Source organism: Cumulibacter soli (genome assembly GCF_004382795.1).
Lineage (GTDB): Bacteria > Actinomycetota > Actinomycetes > Mycobacteriales > Antricoccaceae > Cumulibacter > Cumulibacter soli.
Map to the genome: position 1 here is coordinate 83,538 of NZ_SMSG01000008.1, position 21,432 is coordinate 104,969.

The 21,432-nt window shown below is 63.2% G+C and carries 19 protein-coding genes; 12 read left to right on the forward strand and 7 right to left on the reverse strand.

The genetic code is table 11. From position 1 onward, the window contains the following. Window positions 1-61 precede the first annotated feature (61 nt). Window positions 62-703: a TetR/AcrR family transcriptional regulator gene (locus E1H16_RS16670; RefSeq protein ID WP_134325050.1), complete on the reverse strand. Its 642-nt coding sequence runs from the start codon at window positions 701-703 to the stop codon at window positions 62-64. A gap of 23 nt (window positions 704-726) precedes the next feature. Here E1H16_RS16670 and E1H16_RS16675 point away from each other — a divergent pair, with 23 nt between their 5' ends. From E1H16_RS16675 to E1H16_RS16715, 9 genes are all read left to right on the forward strand, one after another. Next, window positions 727-2,340, forward strand: a complete 1,614-nt coding sequence (locus tag E1H16_RS16675; RefSeq protein ID WP_134325051.1) for a class I adenylate-forming enzyme family protein — start codon at window positions 727-729, stop codon at window positions 2,338-2,340. Window positions 2,341-2,350: 10 nt separating this feature from the next. Beyond that, complete coding sequence (locus E1H16_RS16680; protein WP_134325052.1) at window positions 2,351-3,493, forward strand: acyl-CoA dehydrogenase family protein; 1,143 nt, start codon at window positions 2,351-2,353, stop codon at window positions 3,491-3,493. Between the two features lie 50 nt (window positions 3,494-3,543). Beyond that, on the forward strand, window positions 3,544-4,059 hold the full coding sequence (locus E1H16_RS16685; protein ID WP_134325053.1) for a hypothetical protein: 516 nt from the start codon (window positions 3,544-3,546) through the stop codon (window positions 4,057-4,059). Between the two features lie 33 nt (window positions 4,060-4,092). Beyond that, window positions 4,093-5,574: a flotillin family protein gene (locus E1H16_RS16690; protein WP_134325054.1), complete on the forward strand. Its 1,482-nt coding sequence runs from the start codon at window positions 4,093-4,095 to the stop codon at window positions 5,572-5,574. A gap of 35 nt (window positions 5,575-5,609) precedes the next feature. Further along, a complete protein-coding gene (locus E1H16_RS16695) occupies window positions 5,610-6,569 on the forward strand; it encodes an SDR family NAD(P)-dependent oxidoreductase (protein WP_134325055.1) in 960 nt (319 codons plus the stop codon). Beyond that, window positions 6,569-7,690 carry a class II histone deacetylase gene (locus tag E1H16_RS16700; protein ID WP_208379116.1) on the forward strand — a complete coding sequence of 374 codons (1,122 nt, stop codon included), beginning with the start codon at window positions 6,569-6,571 and terminating at the stop codon, window positions 7,688-7,690. The genes E1H16_RS16695 and E1H16_RS16700 overlap by 1 nt, the downstream gene beginning before the upstream one ends. Window positions 7,691-7,699: 9 nt before the next feature. After that, window positions 7,700-8,947: an acyl-CoA dehydrogenase family protein gene (locus E1H16_RS16705; protein ID WP_134325057.1), complete on the forward strand. Its 1,248-nt coding sequence runs from the start codon at window positions 7,700-7,702 to the stop codon at window positions 8,945-8,947. Next, window positions 8,944-10,077: an acyl-CoA dehydrogenase family protein gene (locus tag E1H16_RS16710; RefSeq protein ID WP_134325058.1), complete on the forward strand. Its 1,134-nt coding sequence runs from the start codon at window positions 8,944-8,946 to the stop codon at window positions 10,075-10,077. The genes E1H16_RS16705 and E1H16_RS16710 overlap by 4 nt, the downstream gene beginning before the upstream one ends. 83 nt (window positions 10,078-10,160) lie before the next feature. After that, window positions 10,161-11,693 carry an AMP-binding protein gene (locus E1H16_RS16715; RefSeq protein WP_134325059.1) on the forward strand — a complete coding sequence of 511 codons (1,533 nt, stop codon included), beginning with the start codon at window positions 10,161-10,163 and terminating at the stop codon, window positions 11,691-11,693. Window positions 11,694-11,717: 24 nt separating this feature from the next. Here E1H16_RS16715 and E1H16_RS16720 read toward each other — a convergent pair whose 3' ends face one another. Then, entirely contained in the window at window positions 11,718-12,641 is a 924-nt protein-coding gene (locus E1H16_RS16720; RefSeq protein WP_134325060.1) for a glycine reductase, read from the reverse strand. Window positions 12,642-12,758: 117 nt separating this feature from the next. Here E1H16_RS16720 and E1H16_RS16725 point away from each other — a divergent pair, with 117 nt between their 5' ends. Together E1H16_RS16725 and E1H16_RS16730 are read left to right on the forward strand one after the other, a co-directional pair. Further along, window positions 12,759-13,787 (forward strand): LLM class F420-dependent oxidoreductase, encoded by a 1,029-nt coding sequence (locus tag E1H16_RS16725; RefSeq protein ID WP_208379117.1) that lies wholly within the window; start codon window positions 12,759-12,761, stop codon window positions 13,785-13,787. A gap of 104 nt (window positions 13,788-13,891) precedes the next feature. Beyond that, on the forward strand, window positions 13,892-15,292 hold the full coding sequence (locus E1H16_RS16730) for an acetate--CoA ligase family protein (RefSeq protein ID WP_166741817.1): 1,401 nt from the start codon (window positions 13,892-13,894) through the stop codon (window positions 15,290-15,292). Here E1H16_RS16730 and E1H16_RS16735 read toward each other — a convergent pair. The 4 genes from E1H16_RS16735 to E1H16_RS16750 form a co-directional block, all read right to left on the reverse strand. After that, window positions 15,289-16,158 carry an SDR family NAD(P)-dependent oxidoreductase gene (locus E1H16_RS16735; RefSeq protein WP_134325062.1) on the reverse strand — a complete coding sequence of 290 codons (870 nt, stop codon included), beginning with the start codon at window positions 16,156-16,158 and terminating at the stop codon, window positions 15,289-15,291. The two genes, E1H16_RS16730 and E1H16_RS16735, sit on opposite strands and share 4 nt — an antisense overlap. A gap of 11 nt (window positions 16,159-16,169) precedes the next feature. Next, entirely contained in the window at window positions 16,170-17,789 is a 1,620-nt protein-coding gene (locus E1H16_RS16740; protein WP_134325063.1) for an AMP-binding protein, read from the reverse strand. Between the two features lie 117 nt (window positions 17,790-17,906). After that, a complete protein-coding gene (locus E1H16_RS16745; RefSeq protein ID WP_134325064.1) occupies window positions 17,907-19,244 on the reverse strand; it encodes a phosphotransferase in 1,338 nt (445 codons plus the stop codon). After that, on the reverse strand, window positions 19,237-19,890 hold the full coding sequence (locus E1H16_RS16750) for a TetR/AcrR family transcriptional regulator (protein WP_134325065.1): 654 nt from the start codon (window positions 19,888-19,890) through the stop codon (window positions 19,237-19,239). The genes E1H16_RS16745 and E1H16_RS16750 overlap by 8 nt, the downstream gene beginning before the upstream one ends. 258 nt (window positions 19,891-20,148) lie before the next feature. On the opposite strand from E1H16_RS16750, the gene E1H16_RS16755 reads away from it, so the two are divergent. Further along, window positions 20,149-20,463 (forward strand): putative quinol monooxygenase, encoded by a 315-nt coding sequence (locus E1H16_RS16755; RefSeq protein ID WP_166741818.1) that lies wholly within the window; start codon window positions 20,149-20,151, stop codon window positions 20,461-20,463. A gap of 62 nt (window positions 20,464-20,525) precedes the next feature. Here the strand turns inward: E1H16_RS16755 and E1H16_RS16760 are convergent, their stop codons facing one another. Beyond that, complete coding sequence (locus tag E1H16_RS16760; protein ID WP_134325067.1) at window positions 20,526-21,341, reverse strand: SDR family NAD(P)-dependent oxidoreductase; 816 nt, start codon at window positions 21,339-21,341, stop codon at window positions 20,526-20,528. Window positions 21,342-21,432: the final 91 nt, after the last annotated feature.

The following is a 21,432-nucleotide window of genomic DNA, read 5'->3' on the forward strand; positions in this document are numbered from 1 at the left end:
GAGCCCCTTCGGTCGGATTCGACCTACTATTGCGTATGTCACTACCCGTGTCCAGGAGTCCTCAACGACGCAACCCGCGGATCGCAAACTCGGAGAGCTCGTGAACGGTGCGCGAATCGCGCAATGCCCGCCTGCTGGGATCGGCCGCCTGCCGGTGCCATACACACGCCCAGTTCAGCGTTCCGAGCAAGGCTTTGGCGGTAAGTACCGGATCGGTGCCGGCAACGCTGCCATCTTGCTGGCCGGTGCGAATGAGCTCCACGAACAACTGCTCGTAATCCCGCCGTAGTGCGTTGATCTTCTCGGTGACATCGATCCAATGCGGATGAGAACGCGCGGATTGAGAGTAGACGTTGATGCTTTGCAGAAGAACCCTTTGGTAGTCGAGATCGGCGACCATTGCGGCTATGTGAGCGCGGGCCATCCGAGCGAGCCGATCGAACGGCGTCAGGGCTTCGTCCGCCACGATCGGCTGCACGTGGGCGATCATTCGTTCGATACCACGTTGCTGTACAGCGAGTAATAACGCGGCCTTCGTACGCCAGTAGTGGTAGATACGCCCCTTGGTCGCGCCTAGTTCCGCAGCCACATCGTCGATGCTGGATCGATCGAAACCGCGCTCGGCGAACACCTTTGCGGCGGCGTCCAGGATTTCGGTGACGCGCTCATTGGAATCGTCCCCGTCCCGATCCGGCAAAGTCATGTCGACATACTAAGGCGTATGTCATGGTTCCCCTCGGCGTCATCTCGTACTCTGCAGGGAACCTACGAGTGGATGGGGACAGCACAGTGCAGGAGTTGATCTACGGGCGCACGTATTACCCGACCGCCGCGTGGCGTCACGACGCCATCGCAATTCGAGATGGCGAGTTCTCCTCGACGTTCGCCGAGCACACGGACCGCATCGAACGCCTTGGTCGCTCAATCCAATCGGTGCTGGGATCGCCGTCGGAACGGTACGCCGTACTTTCCTTGAACACTCACGAGTTCCTCGAGGCCTGGCAGTCTGCGATGCTCGGCGCAGCCGTGATCACCCCGCTGAATTACCGACTTGCCGCCGCCGAACTCGCGGGCATTCTCGCCGATAGCGGTGCCCGACTGGTCTTCGTCGACGCCGACCTGCGTGAACTCTGGAGCGAGGTGGCACAGACAGGCGGTTTCGGTTCGCCTACCGTGGTGGGAATTCGCTGGCACGGCGACGGCGTCACCGATTTCGAACAGTTCCTATCCGCATCTCAGCCGGGTCCGCTGGATGAGCCGGATGAAACCGATCTGATGGCGCTGATGTACACCGGCGGTACGACGGGACGCCCCAAGGGCGTGATGATTTCGCATAAGGCCGCCGTGTTGAATATGTTTCACCAGTTGTCGATCCACCGTCCCGGCGCGCACACCGTCTACCTGCATCAGAGCCCGATCTTCCATGGCGCGGCAATGTGGGGGTTGATGGGTCCCACTGCCGGCGGAGGTCAGCAATGCGTGTTGCCGAAGTTCACGCCCGAACTGGTGCTGGAGACGGTCGAGAAGTTCCGCGTCACCGAATCGCAGATGGGCCCGACGATGGTCGGGATGTTGCTGGATGCCTGCGGCGAGGATGTCACGAAGCTCGCGTCCTTGCAGCAGCTCGTGTACGGCAGCGCACCCATGCCGCAGGGCACCGTCGATCGCCTGGTTCGCGATCTGCCGAACGTCAAACTGCTGCACGGCTACGGTATGACCGAATCCACCTCAGTCGTGAGCTTCCTGCGCTGGGAGGAACTGCTCGCCGATCGTTCGCTGATCGCCTCGGTCGGCCGCGTTGCGCCTGGAGTGACGGCGACGATCCAGGACGCCAACGGCGTGATCCTGCCGCCCGGTGAGCACGGCGAAATCTGCGTACGCGGGGGAAATCTGACCGACGGTTACTGGCAGATGCCAAAGGAGACCGCCGAGGTATTTCGAGATGGCTGGTACCGCACCGGCGATATGGGTCGGATGGACGAGCGCGGCTACATGTGGGTCGTGGACCGGATTAAGGACATGATCATCACCGGTGGCGAGAACGTGTACTCCGCGGAGGTGGAAAATGCCATCTCCACGCATCCCGCCGTTCGGCAGGTAGCCGTGATCGGTGTGCCGAGCGAGCGTTGGGGTGAGCAGGTGCACGCTGTCATCGTCACGCACAACGACCGTGAACTTGCCGAGGCCGACATCGAGCAACACGTTCGAGCACAGATAGCTGGATACAAGGTCCCGAAGTCGTGGACCTTGCAGACCGAAGACCTGCCAACCTCCGGTGCGATGAAGATCCTGAAGAAGGATCTACGCGAGCGCTTCATCGCCGGTACGTCAGCGAACTAGGAGCCAGACGATGAGCAGTACGCCACGCGGTGTGGAGACATTCGGGCTCACCGAGCGCGAGCGAGATTTGTTCTTGCAGACGAGGGAATTGGCGCGCGAGGTACTCGCGCCGCTCGATCGACACGACGGACGTGTGAACCGCGAACAGGTCGCCGCGTTGGGTGAAACCGGGCTACTGGAGCAGTTGTATCCGACCGGGGTGGGCGAGCAGTTCCAGCCTGCGTCCGCGATGACCATTTGCCTGATCCGAGAAGCGCTGTCCTACGAGACCGTCGAGGCAGAATCAGGTTTCGCGATGCAAGGTATCGGCGGTTATCCACTGGTCAGCGCCAGCGAAGACCACCGGGATGCCTGGATCGAGAAGTTGCGCTCCGGCGTGGCGATCGCTGGGCTAGCCCTCACCGAACCGGGCGCGGGGTCGGATGCGGCGAATCTCAGCCTGAGTGCGACTCAACGAGGGAGTGGGTGGCGGCTGAATGGCACCAAACGGTGGATCACCAACGCACCCGATGCCGACTTCTATGTGACTTTCGCTCGCACTACGCAAGGAGCGCGAGCGCGCGGTATCTCGGCATTCCTGGTTCCCGGCGACGCCGCCGGTCTGAGCGCTGAGCCGATCGAGATGGTCTCGCCGCACCCGCTCGGTCAGCTGGACTTCGCCGATGTCGCGGTAGAGGCCGAGCAACTCGTCGGCGTGCTGGATGACGGGTTCCGACCGGCGATGGCCAATCTCGACCGGTTTCGGCCCAGCGTGGGCGCAGCAGCCTGCGGTATGGCGCAAGCCGCTATGGACGAGACGACCAGGCATACCAAAGAACGGGTCGCGTTCGGCGCGCCGCTGTTTTCGCAACAAGCACTCGCGCACGGCCTTGCTGACGCCCAATCCGAACTTGCTGCGTCGCGAGCGTTGGTGCGGCTCGCGGCGCATGCGCTCGACGCGGGAGACCCCGAGATAACGACGTACTCGGCCATGGCGAAACTGCGGGCGACCGAGACAGCGCAACGGGTGATCGATACCGCGATCCAGTACCACGGAGCGAGTGGGCTGCAACGTGGCCACCTGTTGGAGCGGCTCTATCGCGACGTCCGAGCATCGCGGATCTACGAGGGTGCGAATGAGGTACAGCGCACCATCATTGCCCGTGCCTTATAGGTAATAGGCTGTGGCATAACGTTCACCACACATCCAGCTAAGGCGGCGTCATGGATCCGGTCACCCTTGGATTCCTCATTGTGGGTGCCGTGGGTCTCGGGGTTCTGCTGCTGTCATTAGTCGTTGGGGATCTAATTCATCTCGGCGATGTCGACGCAGACGGCCCGTTCTCGCTACCCGCGATCGCCGCGTACGTCGGCGGTGTGGGCTTCTTCGGCGCGATCGCGGCCAGCATTTTCGGAAGTGTGACCCCGGCGCTGATCGCCGGGTTATTGCTCGCGCTTCCGCTTGCCTTCGGTGCCGTGCGACTGACGCGCAGCCTGTCGAATATGCGCACCGATCGCACGCTGACTGAGGACGACCTGGCGGGCGCGCTCGGCGTCGTCATCACGCCGATTCCGGCCGCCGGGTACGGTGAGGTCCGCATCAACCTGAACGGGACCGACCTGAAGTATTCGGCGCGTGCCGATCAACCGATCGCCAGTGGCACGCCCATTTTCGTTATCAATGCGCTCTCCGCGACGTCGGTCGAGGTCGTCTCCACAGGCGAATCGCAGTTCCCATAATCAAATCTCGGTACCCGACAGCAGAGGGAAATCATGTCGCCGATCGTCATATCCATCATCGGATTCGTCGTACTCATCATCCTGCTTGTGCTGCTGATTCTCTCTCGGATCAAGGTGGCCGGACCAAACCAGGCATTTCTGGTTACCGGGCGCCGCGGACGGTCGGTGACGGGAAATGACGGGTCGATCTCCACGGACCTCTCCGGCCAGAAGGTCGTGATGGGCGCATCTGTTTTCGTACTGCCGGTCGTGCAGAAGTTGCACAGTATCGACCTGTCCAGCCGTCGGATCCCGGTCGGCATTCGTGGCGCGGTCAGCCTGCAAGGAGTCAAGTGCGATCTCGAAGGCGTCGCGATCGTGAAGGTGGGCGGTAGCGAGTCTTCGATCCGCGCGGCCGCGCAGCGCTTCCTGAATCAGCAAGAAGGCATCGACGTCTTCACATCCGAGGTGCTCGCCGGCGCGCTGCGCTCGATCGTCGGCCGGCTGACAATCGAGGAGATCATCCGTGACCGCGCGGCCTTCGCCTCGGCGGTTGCAGAGGAGGCTGAATCGTCGCTGACAGGGCAAGGTTTGGTGCTCGATACCTTCCAACTGCAAGACATCCAGGCAGAGGGCACGTACCTGCAGGATCTGGGTCGGCCCGAAGCTGCACGAGTGATCAAAGAGGCTGCGATCGCCGAAGCTCGGGCGCGGCAGGCCGCCGAGCAAGAGCAGCTACTCGCCGATGAGGCGATCGCGGTAGCCAACCGGCAGCTGGAACTGAAGCGTGCCGAGGTCAATGCACAGATCGACGCAGCGCAGGCAGATGCGGCCGCAGCCGGACCGTTGGCGAAGGCGGAACAGGACCGGCGCATCCTTTCCGAACGCGAGAAGGTCGCGGTCGCGAACGCGGCTCTGACCGAACGGCAACTCGACACTGACGTTCGCAAACCAGCTGACGCCGCGCGGTACCGCGTCGAACAGGAAGCCGAGGCGGCCAAGAACGCCGCGATCCTCAAGGCGGACGCCGACCGGCAGGCGACGATCGCGAACGCGCAGGCGCAGGCCGAACTGGCACGCCTGACCGGTGAAGGTGAGCAGGCACGACGTACGGCATTGGCTGAAGCTGAGGCGATCGAGGGCGCCAAGAAGGGTGAGGCCGAGAAATTGCGCCGTCAGGCGATCGCCGACGCGATTGAACGTGAGGGTGCTGCCGAAGCATCTGCGATCCTCGCTCGCGGACAGGCCGAGGCTGAGGCGATGGACAAGCGTTCCGAGGCGTTCGCGACCTATGGCGAGGCTGCGATGCTGGACCTATTGGTGAAGGTGCTGCCCGAGGTGGTCGGCTCGGCGGCGGCCCCGCTGTCGAATGTCGATCAGATGACGGTGATCTCGGCCGACGGGCCGGCTGCGCTGTCGAAATCTGTGGCTGGAAACGTGGCGCAAGGACTGCAGCTGTCGAAGGACCTCACGGGCGTCGACGTCTCGGATCTACTTGCACGGTTGTCGAATAGGCTCGGTACCGCGGAGAACTGATAGTTTCGCCACAGTCGATAAATGTGGAGGAACGAATGCAGGTCAACGGCCGAATCGCTGTAGTCACCGGGGCAGGATCAGGAATGGGTCGGGAGTTGGTTCGGCAACTCGCGGCACAAGGATGCCATGTCGCGGCCTGCGATATCGCTGAGCGAGGCCTCACGGAGACTCGAGAATTGTGCGCTGAGTACGACGTGCGGGTAACCACTCACCTGGTAGATGTCGCCGACGAGTCACAGTTGCAGAACTTTGCCGCTGAAGTCCGCGAGCAGCACGACACCGACCACATCCACCTACTGTTCAACAACGCCGGTATCGGTGGCGGTGGCAGCATTATCACCGACTCGCGGGAATCCTGGGAACGTACCTTCAGCATCGACTGGGGCGGTGTTTATCTCGGCGTTCGAACCTTCCTCCCGATGCTCATTGCCGCCGACGAAGCGCGGATCGTGAACACCTCCAGCGTGAACGGCTTCTGGGCCAGCCTGGGCCCGACCACACCACATACGGCGTACGGCGCGGCGAAGTTCGCTGTGAAGGGATTCACCGAGGCGCTGATTACTGATCTGCGCGTCAATGCGCCGCACGTGAGCGCGGCGGTAGTCATGCCCGGACACATCGGAACCGCGATCGTGTCGAACTCGCGCAAGGTCGCAACCGGTGTGGACAGTGATCAGCTCAGCCCCAGCGAGATCGCCGATGTCCGTGGGCGCATGTCCGTACTCGGCGAGGACATCGAATCACTGAGCGACGATGAGATCCAGGCGTTGGTTGCCGATCGAGCTCGGCATTTCGAGGAGAAGGCACCGACCACTGCGGCCGAAGCGGCGGGGATCATCCTGGACGGCGTGCGTCGGGATAAGTGGCGGATTCTCGTCGGCGAGGACGCCGTCGGCCTGGACGAGCACGTGCGTCGTGATCCGGAGAACGCCTACACGCCGGAGTTCCACGCCATGCTGCAAGAGGACATTCGCTGGGGTCTCGGCGGGCAATGATGGCCTCCTCGAACACGGGATGGGTGTGGCACGAGCGGTACGGTTGGTATGACACGGGTCGATTCGCTGGCCTGGTGCCGCCCGGCGGATGGGGCGAACCCGATGTACATATGGAAAATGGGGAGACCAAGCGACGGCTCGCCTCTCTGGTATCGGCCTCCGGCCTCATTCATGAATTGACCCCGATCCGGCCTCGCCAGGCCACTGACGAGGAGATACTCACCGCGCATACCGCGGACTACCTCGCGTACTTAGAGGAGCAGAACGCTCATCCTCGTGGCGGGATCGCCGACCGCGGCATCGGACGGACGGTATTCAGCCACGGCGATTTGGACATCGCACGTCTCGCCGCTGGGGGTGTGATCGAGGCGGGACTCGCGGTCGCTCGCCGCGAGGTCGACAACGCTTACGCGCTCACTCGCCCGCCCGGACACCACGCACTGCCCGACACCGGGCTGGGGTTCTGCGTGTTTGGGAACATCGCGATCGCAATCCATGCGATCCGCGCGGCGACCAGCCTGACACGGTTCGCTGTCGTCGACTGGGATGTGCACCACGGCAATGGGACCCAGGCGATGTTCTGGGACGATCCGGACGTGCTGAGCATCTCGGTCCACCAGGATCAGTTGTTCCCGGACGCGCAGGGACTCGTCGATGAACGAGGCGGACCCGCGGCCGAAGGCATGAACCTGAATATCCCGTTGCCGCCAGGGTCCGCGCGTGGCGCCTATCAGCAAGCATTCGAGCAGATTGTGTTGCCCGCGCTCGATGCCTACGCGCCCGAGATGGTGATCGTCGCGTGCGGATTCGATTCGGGTACGTACGACCCGCACGGACGGATGATGCTCGGTAGCGATGACTTCCGCTGGATGACGGCGCAACTCAAACAGTTTGCGGTAGATCGCAGCGACGGCCGGCTTCTGGTCGTACACGAAGGCGGATACTCGGCGTGGTACGTGCCGTTCTGCGGTCTGGCCGTCGTAGAGGAACTCAGCGGTGTACGCACCGACATCGTCGACACCTTCATGCCGCGACTGGCCGCCAACCCCACCACTCGATTGCAACCACACCAGCAAGAACATATCGACCGCGCCGCTGAGGGCCTGCGGCTACTGAAATAAGAGGGATTCATGGCAGAACAGGACATCGTCGGTCTCACCAGTTCCGAGGCCGCGTTTCGTGAGGAGGTTCGCGACTTCCTCGAGCAAAACCTCACCGAGGAACTCCGCCGCGCCGGAAAGCTCACCACGTCGGTCTACCCCGATCATGAAGCGAGTATGCAGTGGCAGGAGATCCTCCGCCAGAAAGGCTGGGCCGCGCCGGCATGGCCGGTCGAATTCGGTGGGTGCGACTGGACCCCGCGCCAGCACTACATCTTCAGCAGCGAATGCACCCGCGCGGGAGCGCCCGGCCTGTCGCCCATGGGCATCCGGATGGTCGCGTGGGCGATCATGCGATACGGCAGCCAACAACAGCAGGATTACTTTCTGCCGCGGATACTGACCGGTGAGGTCTTCTTTTGCCAGGGGTACTCCGAGCCAGGATCCGGTTCGGACCTCGCCTCGCTCGCGATGCGCGCCGAGGACGACGGCGATGACCTGATCTGCACCGGCAGCAAGATCTGGACGACGCACGCCAACGAGGCCAACTGGATCTTCTGCCTGGTGCGCACGACGCGCACCGATGTCAAACAGCGCGGCATTACCTTCCTGCTGATCGATATGAGAACTCCCGGCGTCCAGGTGCGCCCACTGGTGATGTCCTCGGGCGAACGCGTGCAGAACGAGGTCTTCTTCGACAACGTGCGCGTTCCGAAAGCTAACGTGCTCGGCGAGATCGATGACGGCTGGAGTGTTGCGAAGTACCTGCTGCTATTCGAGCGGGGCGGTTCGGCGGCCTCGCCCGGGCTCAAGGTGCGCGCCGAGGCACTCGCTGCCGAAGCAGCGCAGCAGAGCGGTCCGGACGGTGGACCGTTGAGTGAGGATCCGGCGTTCATGCGTCGACTGGCCGAATTGGAGATTCGGATCGACGTACTTGACGTGCTCGAACAGCGCACACTGTCGGCTGTATCGAGTGGGAAGGACCCCGGTACGGCATCGTCGATGCAGAAGATTCTCTCCAGCGAACTCAGCCAGGACCTCACCCATCTGGCGTTACAGGCCGCCGGGCCGTACGGGCGGGCATATCAACCGCACGCAACGATGCCGGGCGGACAGGTCATGAACTTCGTGCCGCCTTCGGACGGGTACGTCGGCGGCGAGCCGTGGCAGGCCGTCGCGTCTAGTCGGTACCTGAACGATCGGGCCGGATCGATCTACGCCGGCAGTAACGAGATTCAACGCAACATCATCGCCAAGGCACGGCTGGGGCTGTCATGACCATTTCCATCACTGACGAACACGCGCAATTACGCCAGTATCTGAATCGTTTCCTGGGCGAACGGTACGACCTGGCCAAGAGCCGCGACGTCATCAAGAACGGCTCCGGCTGGCAGCCGGACATTTGGCAAGCATTCGCCAGCGAACTCGGCATCCTAGGCGCCACGTTCAGCGCCGAGGCAGCAGGTGATGACGGTGGCGCAGCTGAAGCGCTGACGATCACCGAAGCGCTCGGCGGCGCGCTCGTGGTCGAGCCGTACGTCGAGACCGTGGTACTGGCAGGCACCCTCGTGCGCGAGCTCGTCGGCGCACAAGCCAACGATCACCTGCGGGCGATCGCCGAGGCACGAGCGATCTACGCGGTCGGCACGCTCGAGTCGGGCAGCGGTCACTGTTATCACGACGTACAGACCACGGCGCGTCGTGACGGTGAGGGTTGGGTGCTGAACGGGGCGAAAGCAGTCGTAACGTTCGCCCCAGTCGCCACCGATCTGCTTATCACCGCTCGCACCTCCGGCGCGCGGCGAGATGTCGACGGCATCTCACTGTTTCGTATCGCTACCGCAGACGCGCCGGCCGGGCTGAGTCAACACGTGATGCGGACCTACGATGACAGGCTTGCCGCCGACCTCGTCCTCGACGGAGTACAGCTTTCCGCCGACGCGCTCGTAGGCGCCGAGGGCGGCGCGTGGGCTGCACTGGATCTCGCGGTCGATTCCGCGACGGCCGCGGTCTGTTCCGAAGCCGTTGGTTGCATGCGCAAGCTCGTCGACGACACTGTGGAGTACGCCAAACAACGCGAACAGTTCGGCAAGCCGATCGGCAGTTTCCAGGTGCTGCAGCACCGCATGGTCGACATGTACATCCAGACCGAACAGGCATCGGCGGCCGCCGAACTTGCATTCGGCGCGCTGGAACGTCAGCCGCAGGCGCGAGCGAAAGCAGTGTCGGCAGCGAAGGTAACGGTGGCCCGCGCGGCGCGGTACGTCGGTCAGCAAGCGGTTCAGTTGCACGGCGGTATGGGCATGACCGAGGAACTCGCGGTTGGGCACTATTTCAAGCGCCTCACCGCGATTGAGAGCGAGTTCGGCACCGACGAGCACCACCTGATCCGGTACGCCGCGAACTGAACCGACGCGGACGAGTGATCGGCTTCACAAAATGGTGTGGTGATGGTTAGGTCGAGGCATCCCAAGTGCCAAGGAGTTTCGCCATGACACAACCTGCCGTCTACACCGCCGACCGAGCACGATCAATCGACGAAGTACGGGTGCGCGCAGCCCGCATAGCCAGTGGGCTGCGCGCGCTAGGGCTCGGGCCAAACGACCGCTACGCCATCGTGATGCGCAACGAAGTCTGTTTCGCTGAAGCAACCATCGCCGGTGGACTCATCGGTGCGATACCGGTGCCGGTCAATTGGCATTGGACCGGAGCCGACCTCAAACATCTGCTGAGCAATAGCGCGGTCAAGGTCGCTTTCGTGCATACAGATCTGCTCCCGGCAGTAATCGAGAACAAACCGGAGCACGTTGTGGTGATCGAGGTGCAGACACCGCCCGAAATCAGTGCCGCGTACCGGATCGGAGACGTTGCGGCGACCGGTGACTTCGCGACGATCGAGGATTTGGTCGCCCAGAACGAGCCAGTGAGCGACCCGAATACCGTGCCGCCGAACAGCATCATCTATACGTCGGGGACGACCGGTCTCGCGAAGGGGGTTATCCGCGAACCCATGGACCCGGCGTGGATGCCGGAGGTGTTCGAAGGGGTTACCGAACTGCTGAAATTCGCTCCCGGCGAATCAACGATCGTGCCGGCGCCGATGTATCACGCCTCGCCGAACACTCACTTCATCTGGGCGATCGCGATGGGGGTGACCACCCACCTCATGCCGCGATTCGATCCCATCGAGTTCATGCGGATGGTGGACCAGTACAAGATTCAGACCACTCAGATGGTTCCGGTGATGTTCCGGCGCCTCCTGGCGGTCCCCAAGGCCGAGCGCGACAAATACGACCTGTCCTCCCTCAAGGCCGTCGTACACGCCGCGGCGCCATGCCCGCCGGACCTCAAAGAGGCAATGATCGACTGGCTCGGTCCGATCATTTACGAGTACTACGGTGGTTCGGAGGGCGGCGCGTGGACCTACGTCACCAGCGAGGAATCTCTCGCGCGTCCGGGTACTGTCGGCAAACCCGTCGGCGAATGTCAGATCAAAATTCTCGGACCGGACGACCAGGAACTGCCCGCTGGCGAGGAGGGCATGGTCTACGGAAAATCCGGTAGTACGTGGCCGGATTTCACCTATATCGGTAATGATGAAAAACGTCGTGACATCGCACGCGGGGATTTCTTCACCGTTGGCGATATCGGTTACGTGGACGAAGAGGGCTACCTCTTCCTGTCCGATCGAGCCAACGACATGGTGATCTCCGGAGGGGTGAACATCTACCCGGCCGAAATTGAAGCCTCCCTACACAACCTCGATGGCATCGAGGATGTGGCCGTGTTCGGCATCCCGGACAAGGAAATGGGGGAGGCGCTCGCCGCCCACGTCCAACTTGTCGAAGGCGCCTCGATGACCGAGGACGACGTACGCCGGCATGTGCGCGAAACGCTCGCCGGCTACAAGGTGCCGAAAGTGGTGGTGTTCGAGCAGAAGCTACCTCGCGAAGACACCGGCAAACTCTTCAAGCGCCGCCTCAAGGCGCAGTACTGGGAGGGCAAGACCCGCATCAACGGCTGAGCGCCGACACGGCGACAGGCGGTGTTACCTATTGCGGACCGTTTGCGCGATGCGTTTGATGTCGTCGTTCTCGGCGCGAAGTCGTGCGAGTTCGTCAGCATCGAGCCGCTCAGCGTTGTTGTAATCGAGGCGCCACTCGCGTGGCCCCGGCCACCGCAACGGATTGGTCACCGTTGTTCGTGCGGCCGGGGCCGACTCGAGCACCTGTAAGGCCAGTTCGAACGTGGCGTCCTGCGAAGGCGTGTCGTGCGGGATCCCAGCGGCGTTGCCCAACGGGACGTCACTGAACACGAAGCGCGGTACGCCGCAGTACTCCACAATGTCCTTTGCCGCGCCCATCAGCACGGTGGAGATACCGCTGGCCTCCAGGGCACGCGCGGTCAGCGAACAGCTCTGGTGACACACAGGGCAGTTCGCGATCAACACCACCGCATCGATGTCAGCGTCGTGGCAGCGCGCGACGACTTCCGGCGCGTCGACGGCCAGCGTATGTCGCTGGCTGCGGTTCGTCGGAAGCCCATAGAAGCGCGTTGCGAGTTCCCCGATGCGTCCAGCTGCCGCTGTCCGGCGTGCCGCGTGAATCGGAAACCAAGCCTGCATATCGGTGGCCGACGTGTGTGCGCGATCAATGGCAACGTGCGAGATTCGCAGGTCGGGATCGGTCTCGGTGCTGCCTTCGTACACCTCATAGAACTTCGCCGCCGCGTTGTACGGCGCTCCAGGACCCTGATCGCCCTTGTCGGGCTGATACTGCGCCGCAGTGGTCACGAGCGCGACTCGGCTGCGGTGAAGCGGCGTGGTGAGCGGCGCGAACGGGCTATCGGTAAAGTGCGCCCACCGGTACGGATTTCCGTACCCGAGCGCGAGGTACCAGTCGCGGGTGCGTTGAATGTAATCGACAGGCCGGTCCCACTCCGGCGCGAACTCGACCTGCTCAGCGTCGTTCATCAGATACCTCCCGGGATCGTTCGCCGAGCGTAGCCGAACCGCTTGAAGCCGCGGTGTGCTAGAGAAACTGGAAGGACCGCGCGAGAATCAGCCGTCAGATCAGCAAGGAGATTCGCCGTGAAAATAGGCGTGACGTTCGGCTCGAGTACCAACTTTCCCGCGATGCTCGACGAGATCGCCGGGTACGACGCGGCGGGGGTGGACGCGATCTGGTTGGGGGAGTCGTATGGATTCGACGCGATTGGCCCACTCGGAGCGTTGTCGCAGATCACCAGCCGCGCGTTGCTGGGCCCCGGGATCGTATCGGCGTACTCGCGCACACCAACCCTGTTGGCGCAGAGCGCGCTCACCCTCGACGCGCTGAGTGGCGGACGGGCGATACTAGGGCTGGGGGCATCGGGCCCTGCTGTCATCGAGGGCTGGCATGGCGTGCCATACGAGCGCCCGGTGGCCAGGATGGCCGCCATCATCGACATCTGCCGCCGCGTGTGGGCACGCGAGGTCGCGACCGGCTCACCGCCATATCCACTGCCGGTGAATTCTCGCCGCGCACTCAAGGTGATGGCCACGGGACCGCGGACGAAAATCCCCATCTATATTGCCGCTCTGGGTGCAGCATCGGTGCGGATGACGGCGCGCAAGGCTGACGGCTGGACGAGCGTCATGTTTTGGCCGGAGCGAGCCGACGGCGTCTGGGGGAGCGCGCTTCGTGAAGGGCTCTCGCGACGAGGCGACGACCTCGCTGCGTTGCAGATCGTCGCGCCGGCGCACGTCGCCATCGACACCGAGCACGCGGATCGGCATTGGGACGCATTGCGCGCGCACACCGCGCACTACGTCGGTGGGATGGGCCCTCGTGGGCAGAATTTCTATCATGACGTCCTGTCCCGTTACGGGCTGGGAACAGCGGCTGATCGCGTCGCCGACCTCTACCTGAACAAACAGCGCGAGCAGGCAGCAGCCGCGGTGCCGCAGGAGTATCTCGAGGGCGTCGCGCTGATCGGCAGTCGAGAGCACGTACGCCAGCGGCTACAGGCGTACGCCGACGCCGGTGTTTCGATGCTCAACGTGACGCTTGCCGGATCGACGAGCGAGGAGCGCATCGCGCAGTTGAGGTTGGTACGCGAACTTGCCGACGGCCTGTAACCGGTATTGACGCCGCAATCAATAACCTGCTGACATAGGGCTGATGCCAGGATTACGCCTGATGTCACATGCACGTCCTGACTCAATGGCGAGGAGCCGCGCAGATGCTTGATCGCGACCCATCGACAATCTCCGTCGTTCAGGCTCTGCTCGAGCCGAAGTCGATCGCTATCGTCGGTGCATCTGCCCGGGAGGGGTCGGTCTCGGCGCGCCCGCTGGAGTTGCTACTTCGGCACGGGTACGCCGGAAACATCTATCCGGTCAACCCTCGGTACGAGCAGATCGGCGCTACGCCGTGCTTTAGCGATCTGAGCGCAATTGGGGAGCAGGTTGACTTGGTCCTCTCGATGGTTCCCGCGGCAGCGACCATCGACGTCGTTCGGGCCGCAGGGAACGTGGGCGCCAAGGTAGTGGTGGTGTTCGCGTCAGGATTCGCCGAGATCGGCGCGGAGGGCGCCGCCTTGCAGGAACAACTCGTGGCGGAGGCAAAGCGCGCGAACGTGCGGGTTCTCGGCCCCAATTGTCAGGGAGCAATCAATCCGTCCGCTGCGGTGTTCGCGACCTTTACCGCCGCTGCGCAGCGAGACTTGGCCTCAGGCAGCGGTGTGGCATTTGTCGGTCAAAGCGGTGCGGTCGGTGGATCCGTGCTTGATATGGCCGCTGAGCTCGGGTTGTCGCTCGACGCATGGGTAGCCACGGGCAATCAGGCCGATCTCGATCTGGTTGAAGTAGCGACCGCGCTCATCGCGGACGAGAAGATCCGCACCGTGCTGATGTACGCCGAGGGGATTTCGGACGTTTCAGGATTCGAGCGATTGTGCGCCGCCGCGCATGCCGCTGACAAGAGCCTGGTCTTGCTGCGATCGGGCCGTTCCGTTGTAGGTAAGCGCGCTGCGGCCGCACATACCGGAGCCGTTCTCGGCGCAGACGACACGGTCCTGCGCGCGGCGCGCCAGCACGGCGTCATGCTCGTTGATGACGTCGATGAACTGTTGGCCGCACCCATGATGCTGACCGGTCGCATGATCGGCGGCCGGAACCTGGCCATCATCACCACGTCCGGTGGCGGGGGGATTTTGCTAGCGGATCACTGCGATGCCCACGGGCTGCGCGTTCGGGAGTTGAGTGAGCGCACCCAGCGATCGCTGGAGCAGTTCGTGCCCGCTTTCGGGTCCGTCAGCAATCCGGTCGATGTCACTGCGCAGATTCTGAATACTCCGACTGCGTTCGAGGATTTCGCGCAGGTCTGCGCGATCTCTGCGGCAGATCCCGACGTCGATGGCGTTGCTATCGTGCTGACGATGGTCACCGGAAAGCGCGGCGCTGATCTGGCGCGCGCGATCGTCGATGCGATGACGAATGCCGATACGAAGCCGGTCTGGGTCGCCTGGCTGGCAAGTCGAAGCCAAACAGCTGAGGGTCGAGACGTCCTACGTGCCGGCGGAGTGCCGACCTTCGACTCCGTGGGAGCTCTCGCCCGGGCGGTCGCGCAACTGGCGCCCTAGCCGCCGTCGTTGAGGCGCTTGTGGACCGTACTGCGTACGCCGGTACTGCCGCGGTTCACGCCGACCAGCCCGCGGGTCTTGGGGTCGATCCCGAGGTGTCCGAATGAGTCGCCGCCGGGGCCGGCAGCGACGAGACCGCCGTCCACCACGATCGACTCGCCGTTAATGAAGGACGAGTCGTTGCTCGATAGGAAAGCGATCGCGCCGGCAATATCAGCGACATGACCCCATCGTCCCGTGATCTGTGCGGTCGGCAGGATGCGATCCAGTCGTTCGGGATCGGCTCCGGACTCCATCAGCGGTGTGCGGATTACGCCCGGCGAGACGGCGTTGACGCGAATCCCGCGAGGGCCAAGTTCAACGGCGGCAGAACGCGTGATACCGATGACCGCATGCTTCGCAGCCGAGTAGGCCATCGCTCCCGAACTGCCGTTGTACGCCGCGATCGACGCTATATTGACGATCCGGGAGCCCTCGGGCATATGTGGAACGGCGTGCTTGATACCGAGGAATACGCCTCGAACCAGCACTTCGAAGGTGAAATCCCAGTCCTCAACGGCGGTTTCGGTGACCACGCCGAAGGCGCCACCGAGCCCGGCGTTGTTCACCAATACGTCCAGCCGGCCGAAGGAATCGATCGCGGTCTGCACCATCTGCGATATATCCGATTCCAGGCGTACGTCCACGTGTGCGACGACCGTACTCCCGGGATGCTCACGTTCAATCTCGGCGGCGGCCTCATGTGCGTGCGGCAGGTTCAGGTCGGCCAGCACTACTTTGAATCCGTCGGCGACCAGCCGTTGCGCGGCAGCACGGCCGATCCCGCTGCCTGCGCCGGTGATGATCGCTACTTCGTCGGTACTCATCCCCGGCGCACCTATTCCTTCGGCTCACGCAACGTGCGACGCATAATCTTGCCCGTCGCCGTACGCGGCAGATCATCCAGGAAGACGATTTCGCGTGGGACTTCATGCGCAGCGAGCCGGGCACGCACGTAGGCGCGCAATTCCTGGCCGAGTTCATCAGAGGTCTGTACGCCCGGTCGAGGTACGACGAACGCGCGAATGGCCTCCCCGCGACGCTCGTCCGGGACGCCGATGACCGCGGCGAGCGCGACCGAATCATGCGCACAGAGGCAGTCCTCGATCTCCGTCGGACCGATCCGGTACCCCGACGAGTTGATGACATCGTCGTCGCGGGATTCGAACCAGATGTAGCCGTCGTCGTCCATCCGGCCGAGATCACCGGAGATCAGCCAGTCGCCGTGAAACTTCTTCGCGGTGCCTTCGGGGTTGCGCCAATACTCCTTCATCACCAGCGGGTTGTGCCGCCACACGACGATCCGACCCGTCTGATTGCGGACCGGATTGAAGTCTTCATCGACCACCATCACGCGGCTACCTGGTGCCGGGCGACCGGCAGCGCCAGGTTTGGTCTCGAAGACCTGCGAGGAGTGCAGCGCAAATCCGTTCATTTCGGTCTGGCCGTAGGCGTCGTTGATCTGTCCACCGAAAAACTCGGAGGCCCACCCGCGCAGTTCGGCGCCGAGCGCCTCACCGCCGGACATCATGGCACGAATGCTGAACCCGCCGCCGTCAATCCCCGAGGCGCGGAACCCGCGAAGCGCTGTCGCGGGGAGCAGGGTGAGGCTGACCTTGTGCTCGCGCATAATTCTGGCCGCCCGCTGCGGATCGAATCCTTCCTTGCGGTCGACCACCAGCGGCACCTCATACAGCAGCGCCGCCATCATGATGCACATGATCCCGGCGATCCAGGCCCAGTCCGCGACCGACCAGAACACGTCGTCTGACTCGGGATGGAAGTCGTAACACATCTCCATCGGCGGCATCTGCCCGAACAACTGACGATGCGCGTGTAGCGCGCCCTTCGGGTTCCCCGTCGTGCCGGAGGTGTAGACCAACAGCGCCGATTCTTCGGACTCGGTGTTGATTGTCTCTAGCTGCGGTGAAGCTGCTGCCAACGCCGACTCAAAGGACGCTGGATCATCTGCAGGGGCGCCGATGACGAGCAAGGGGAGGTCGCGATCGCCGATGCCTTCGACGACTTTCTCGCGGTGCTCCTGGAACGTAATGACTGCCTTCGCGCCCGAATTGCCGAATCGGTAGTCCAGGGCGCTCGGGCCGAACAACTGCGAGATCGGCAGTACGACGGCGCCGATTCGCCAGATGCCGACGAATGCGGCTGCGGTATCGAAAGCCTGCGGATTGATGATGACCACGACGTCGCCGCGGCCTACCCCGCGATCACGTAGCGCGTTGCCGATGCGGTTGCTGCGCTCCAGCAACTCCGCCCACGTGAAGTCACGTGTGGAGAAGTCCGGGTAGACCTCGGTGATGGCCCGCCGCGTCGGATCTCGATCCTCGATGACGGCTGCGCCCATGTTGAAATGCTGCGGAATCTGAAAGGTCGCATAGTCGATCTGCTTCCAGAGGTCGTCGTAGTTGTCGACCCGCGTGAGCATCTTCTGCCAAGCCATGGAGGTCCCCCATCGTCGCTACGTTTCTGCCGATCCTAGACGCGCGTCGGTTCGGTGTCCGGCACCGCAAAATACGGCGTGCCCGGCGTGCCGGCGTGCCCGGATGCGGTGCGCTCGTTAGCGCTCTGGCGGGGCAGGGTAGGCGAGATACTTTGGGTTCCACACCAACAGGCGGCTCTCCACTCCGGTGCGCACCGCGGTGATCAGTGCATCGGTGAGTTCGGCTCCGTCGCGGATCGCGATAGCAAGTTCGTCTTCGCTGGCGTATCCGGCAGCCGCGAGCGCATCGGCAAGTCGCTGTTGCAGGATTGGACCAGAGTTCAACTCGCGTGCCACGACGCTGACCGCACTGCGGATGAGGCGGTCTGAATAGACCTTGCTCCGGCCAGTGGTAGAGATGATCCGCTGCAAGATCTCGTCGATGGTTGGCCATTCGAACATGCCGCCGTCGCGGGTTTCGGTGGGCAGATCCCGCTCACCGGGCACCGCGAGGCCGAGTCCGACGAGAACATCGAACTCGTTCTCGGCGACGCGGCGTCCGATCAGCGCCAATTCGAGGGAGTCCTCTTCGCCGACGAGCGTGCGCGCGGCCTGCCGGCGGCACATGGTGCCCCATCGGATCGATCCGAACACGGACCACCACTGCACTTCGCGGTCTTCTGGGCGCCATCCGGCGACCGACTCGTAGCCGTCCAGTAGCGAGGAAATCGACCCGAATCCGCCGACGACCTCGGGATAGCCGAACCGCCACGCCTTGGTGCTGACCCAGCCCATGTCCTCCAGTGGATCGCCGATGTGTGGGAGTTCCCAGTCCAGGACGGCCGCCAAGCGGCCATGATTGAACATCAGGTTGCCGTGTCGGAAGTCCCCGTGCACGAACACTCGTTCGCGTCGTGGGGTCGGGTTTTCGCGCAGCCAGCGCCACCCGATTTCCATAGCCGGGAGCAGTCCGCCCGCGCGGTAGTCCTCCTCGAACTGTGCGACATCGTCGTGGTATTTGATGCTGGGTGAGCAGTCAAACGGGATCTTCTGGATCTGGGCAATGGCCCGACCGAGGTCTTCGGCAAGCAGGTCGCGGTTGCGCTGTACCTCAGGATCGCGCAGGTTGCGCGGTGCGAGGGTCTCGCCGTACTCGCGGGACATGATGACGAACGGCGCGCCGAGTCCGGCGTCTCCGTCCCCGCTGTCGATGATCGCCGGAACCGGCACGCCGGCCTCGCCGGCGGCGCGAATAACGGCAGCCTCCTGAGCCATATTTTCCGGACGCTGGTTCTCGATCGGATCACGCCGTAGGACGAGATCCCGGTCCTCGCCGTTGATTGTCGCGACGAAAGTCCAGATCGACTTGCTGGCACCAGCAGTCACCGGCTCAACGTCACGCACGCTCACCTCAGCCTCCAATACGCGAGCCAGCCGCTGCTGGATGGCCTGGGCGAGGTCGTTACTGTCACGCATCCGTGGGATCTCCTATATAGCCGACACAAGATAATGAAAGCTCTTCGTACTTCTGAACCAGCTCGTCGATTCCGATGTCCCCATCGGGTCGATACCAGGTAGCGACAGCGGTGCACGCGGTGACGACATAACGCGATGCCGTCACGGGGTCGCTGGTGGTGAATACGCCCTGTTTCGTGCCGTCGCGCACGACGCGGTCAAACATCCGCTGCTGGGTGTCGCGCTTGGAAATGATGAGCGCGCGGGCATCGCGACTCAAACTGCGTAACTCGGAGTTGCCGATGTAACTCTCTATGCGCGCGACCGCGTGGGTGCGCACATGGGTCCCGACGAGGGCCTTGAGCCGGCTCACCGGATCTGGCGCCGCGGTGTACAGCGCATCTTCGGAGGCAGAAACCAGGTTGTCCAGACCGCGATCGAGGATCACCACGAGCAGGTCATGTTTGGAATCGAAATGGTTGTAAAGCGAACCTGGGCTCACTCCGGCGGCTTCAGCGATGTCTCTGACCGAGGTTCCGTGATAGCCGCGCTTACCGAAGACGCGCACCGCGGCGTCGAGGATGGTCCCAAACGTTGCGTCGTCATCCGGGGACACCAAATCGGTGTGGGCCGATGGCCCGTGCGGTGCGTTTCGGTCGCTGAACATGCGATCAATCATGCCATGACTGGCCCGGAGGAACCGAGTGCAGCCTGGCGTTTTTTGGCGTTCGTTATGGGGTTTCGTCGACGGGTGCAGCGAAGAAAGCGTCGATCGCGGGCTTGTTGATCTGCGCAGGTGGTTGAACGTATGTTCATATCGCGGAGCGCGCTAGCGGTTCTGCCATCGATTCTGTCATGCTCAACGGACATTGGGCGCGGGTCAACGACAGTCCGGACCCGACCTGCGCCACGGAAAGGAAGTCATATGTCGATCGTTATTTTCGTCGAGTACACCCCGAAGGAAGGCAAGAAGGACGAGCTGCTGGAGGCGCTCACCAGCAACGCCCACCTCGCCCACGCCGAGGAAGGTTGCGAGCGGTACGCATTCCACAGCAGCAAGGAAAAGGTGTACCTGATCGAGTCCTGGGCCTCCAAGGAGGCGCTCGGAAAGCACGCCGAGGGCGATGCGATCAAGGCCTCACGCGAGGCGACCAAGGGCCTGCTCGAGGGTGACGCGAAGTTGACGATCATGCGTCCGGCGCCGTCCGGTGACGCCGCTAAGGGGCAGGTCTCGCTGTAGTAATTAGGCATATAAGAAACGTCGGGTCTCATCAGACCCGACGTTCCTTATATGCGCAGTGCTTAGGTGTGGCGAATCGTCATACCGCCGTCGACCGGAATAATCGCACCGGTGACGAAGCTCGATGCCGGCAGACACAGGTTCAGCGTCATCTGCGCGACTTCCTCGGCGCGGCCGTAGCGACGCAGCGGAACGCGAGCCTTCGCGTACTTGGCCTTGAGCTCGTCGTCGTACTTCGCGGTCATCCCGGTCTGAATCGGTCCCGGGCAGATGCAGTTGACATTGACGCCGTGGTAGCCCAACTCGACGGCCAGCGACTTCGTCAGGCCGACCACACCGGACTTCGACGCAGCGTAGGACAGCAATCCGCGCTGCGCGACGATGGCTTCGGTCGAGGCGATGTTGACCACGCGCGGCGCGTCCGACTTCAGTAGATGCGGGAGCGCTTCGCGGACCAGGCGGGCCTGCGCGGTGACGTTCACGGCCATCGTCGCTGCCCAGGCTTCCTCGAATTCGTCGTCCTCCTGGACAGTCGTGTTCGGGCGCGATACGCCAGCGTTGTTAACCACGATGTCGAGGCGATCCGCCCAGCCGATGGTCTGCGACACCAGGTGCTTGATGTCCTCGGGCTTGGACACGTCGGTGACGACGCCAAGAGCGCGGTCGGCGCCGTACGCTTCGGCGATCTGATCGACTACTTCAGACACGCGGTCCTCACCGAGATCAGCGACCACCACCCGCGCGCCCTGCGATGCGAACAGCAGCGCCGTAGCCCGGCCCATACCGCTCGCGGCTCCGGTAACGATTGCCGCGCGGCCCTCGATGGAGCGACTCAGCGTCGGCAACGGCTGCGCTGCGGGATTCTCGGCGTTGGACATAGTGCCTCCTCAGTGTTGGTTTTCCCGAGGGTATTGGGTGGTCGCTACATAGCCAAGGGCGCATGGCGCCTTCACCGACCCTCGCGGTAAC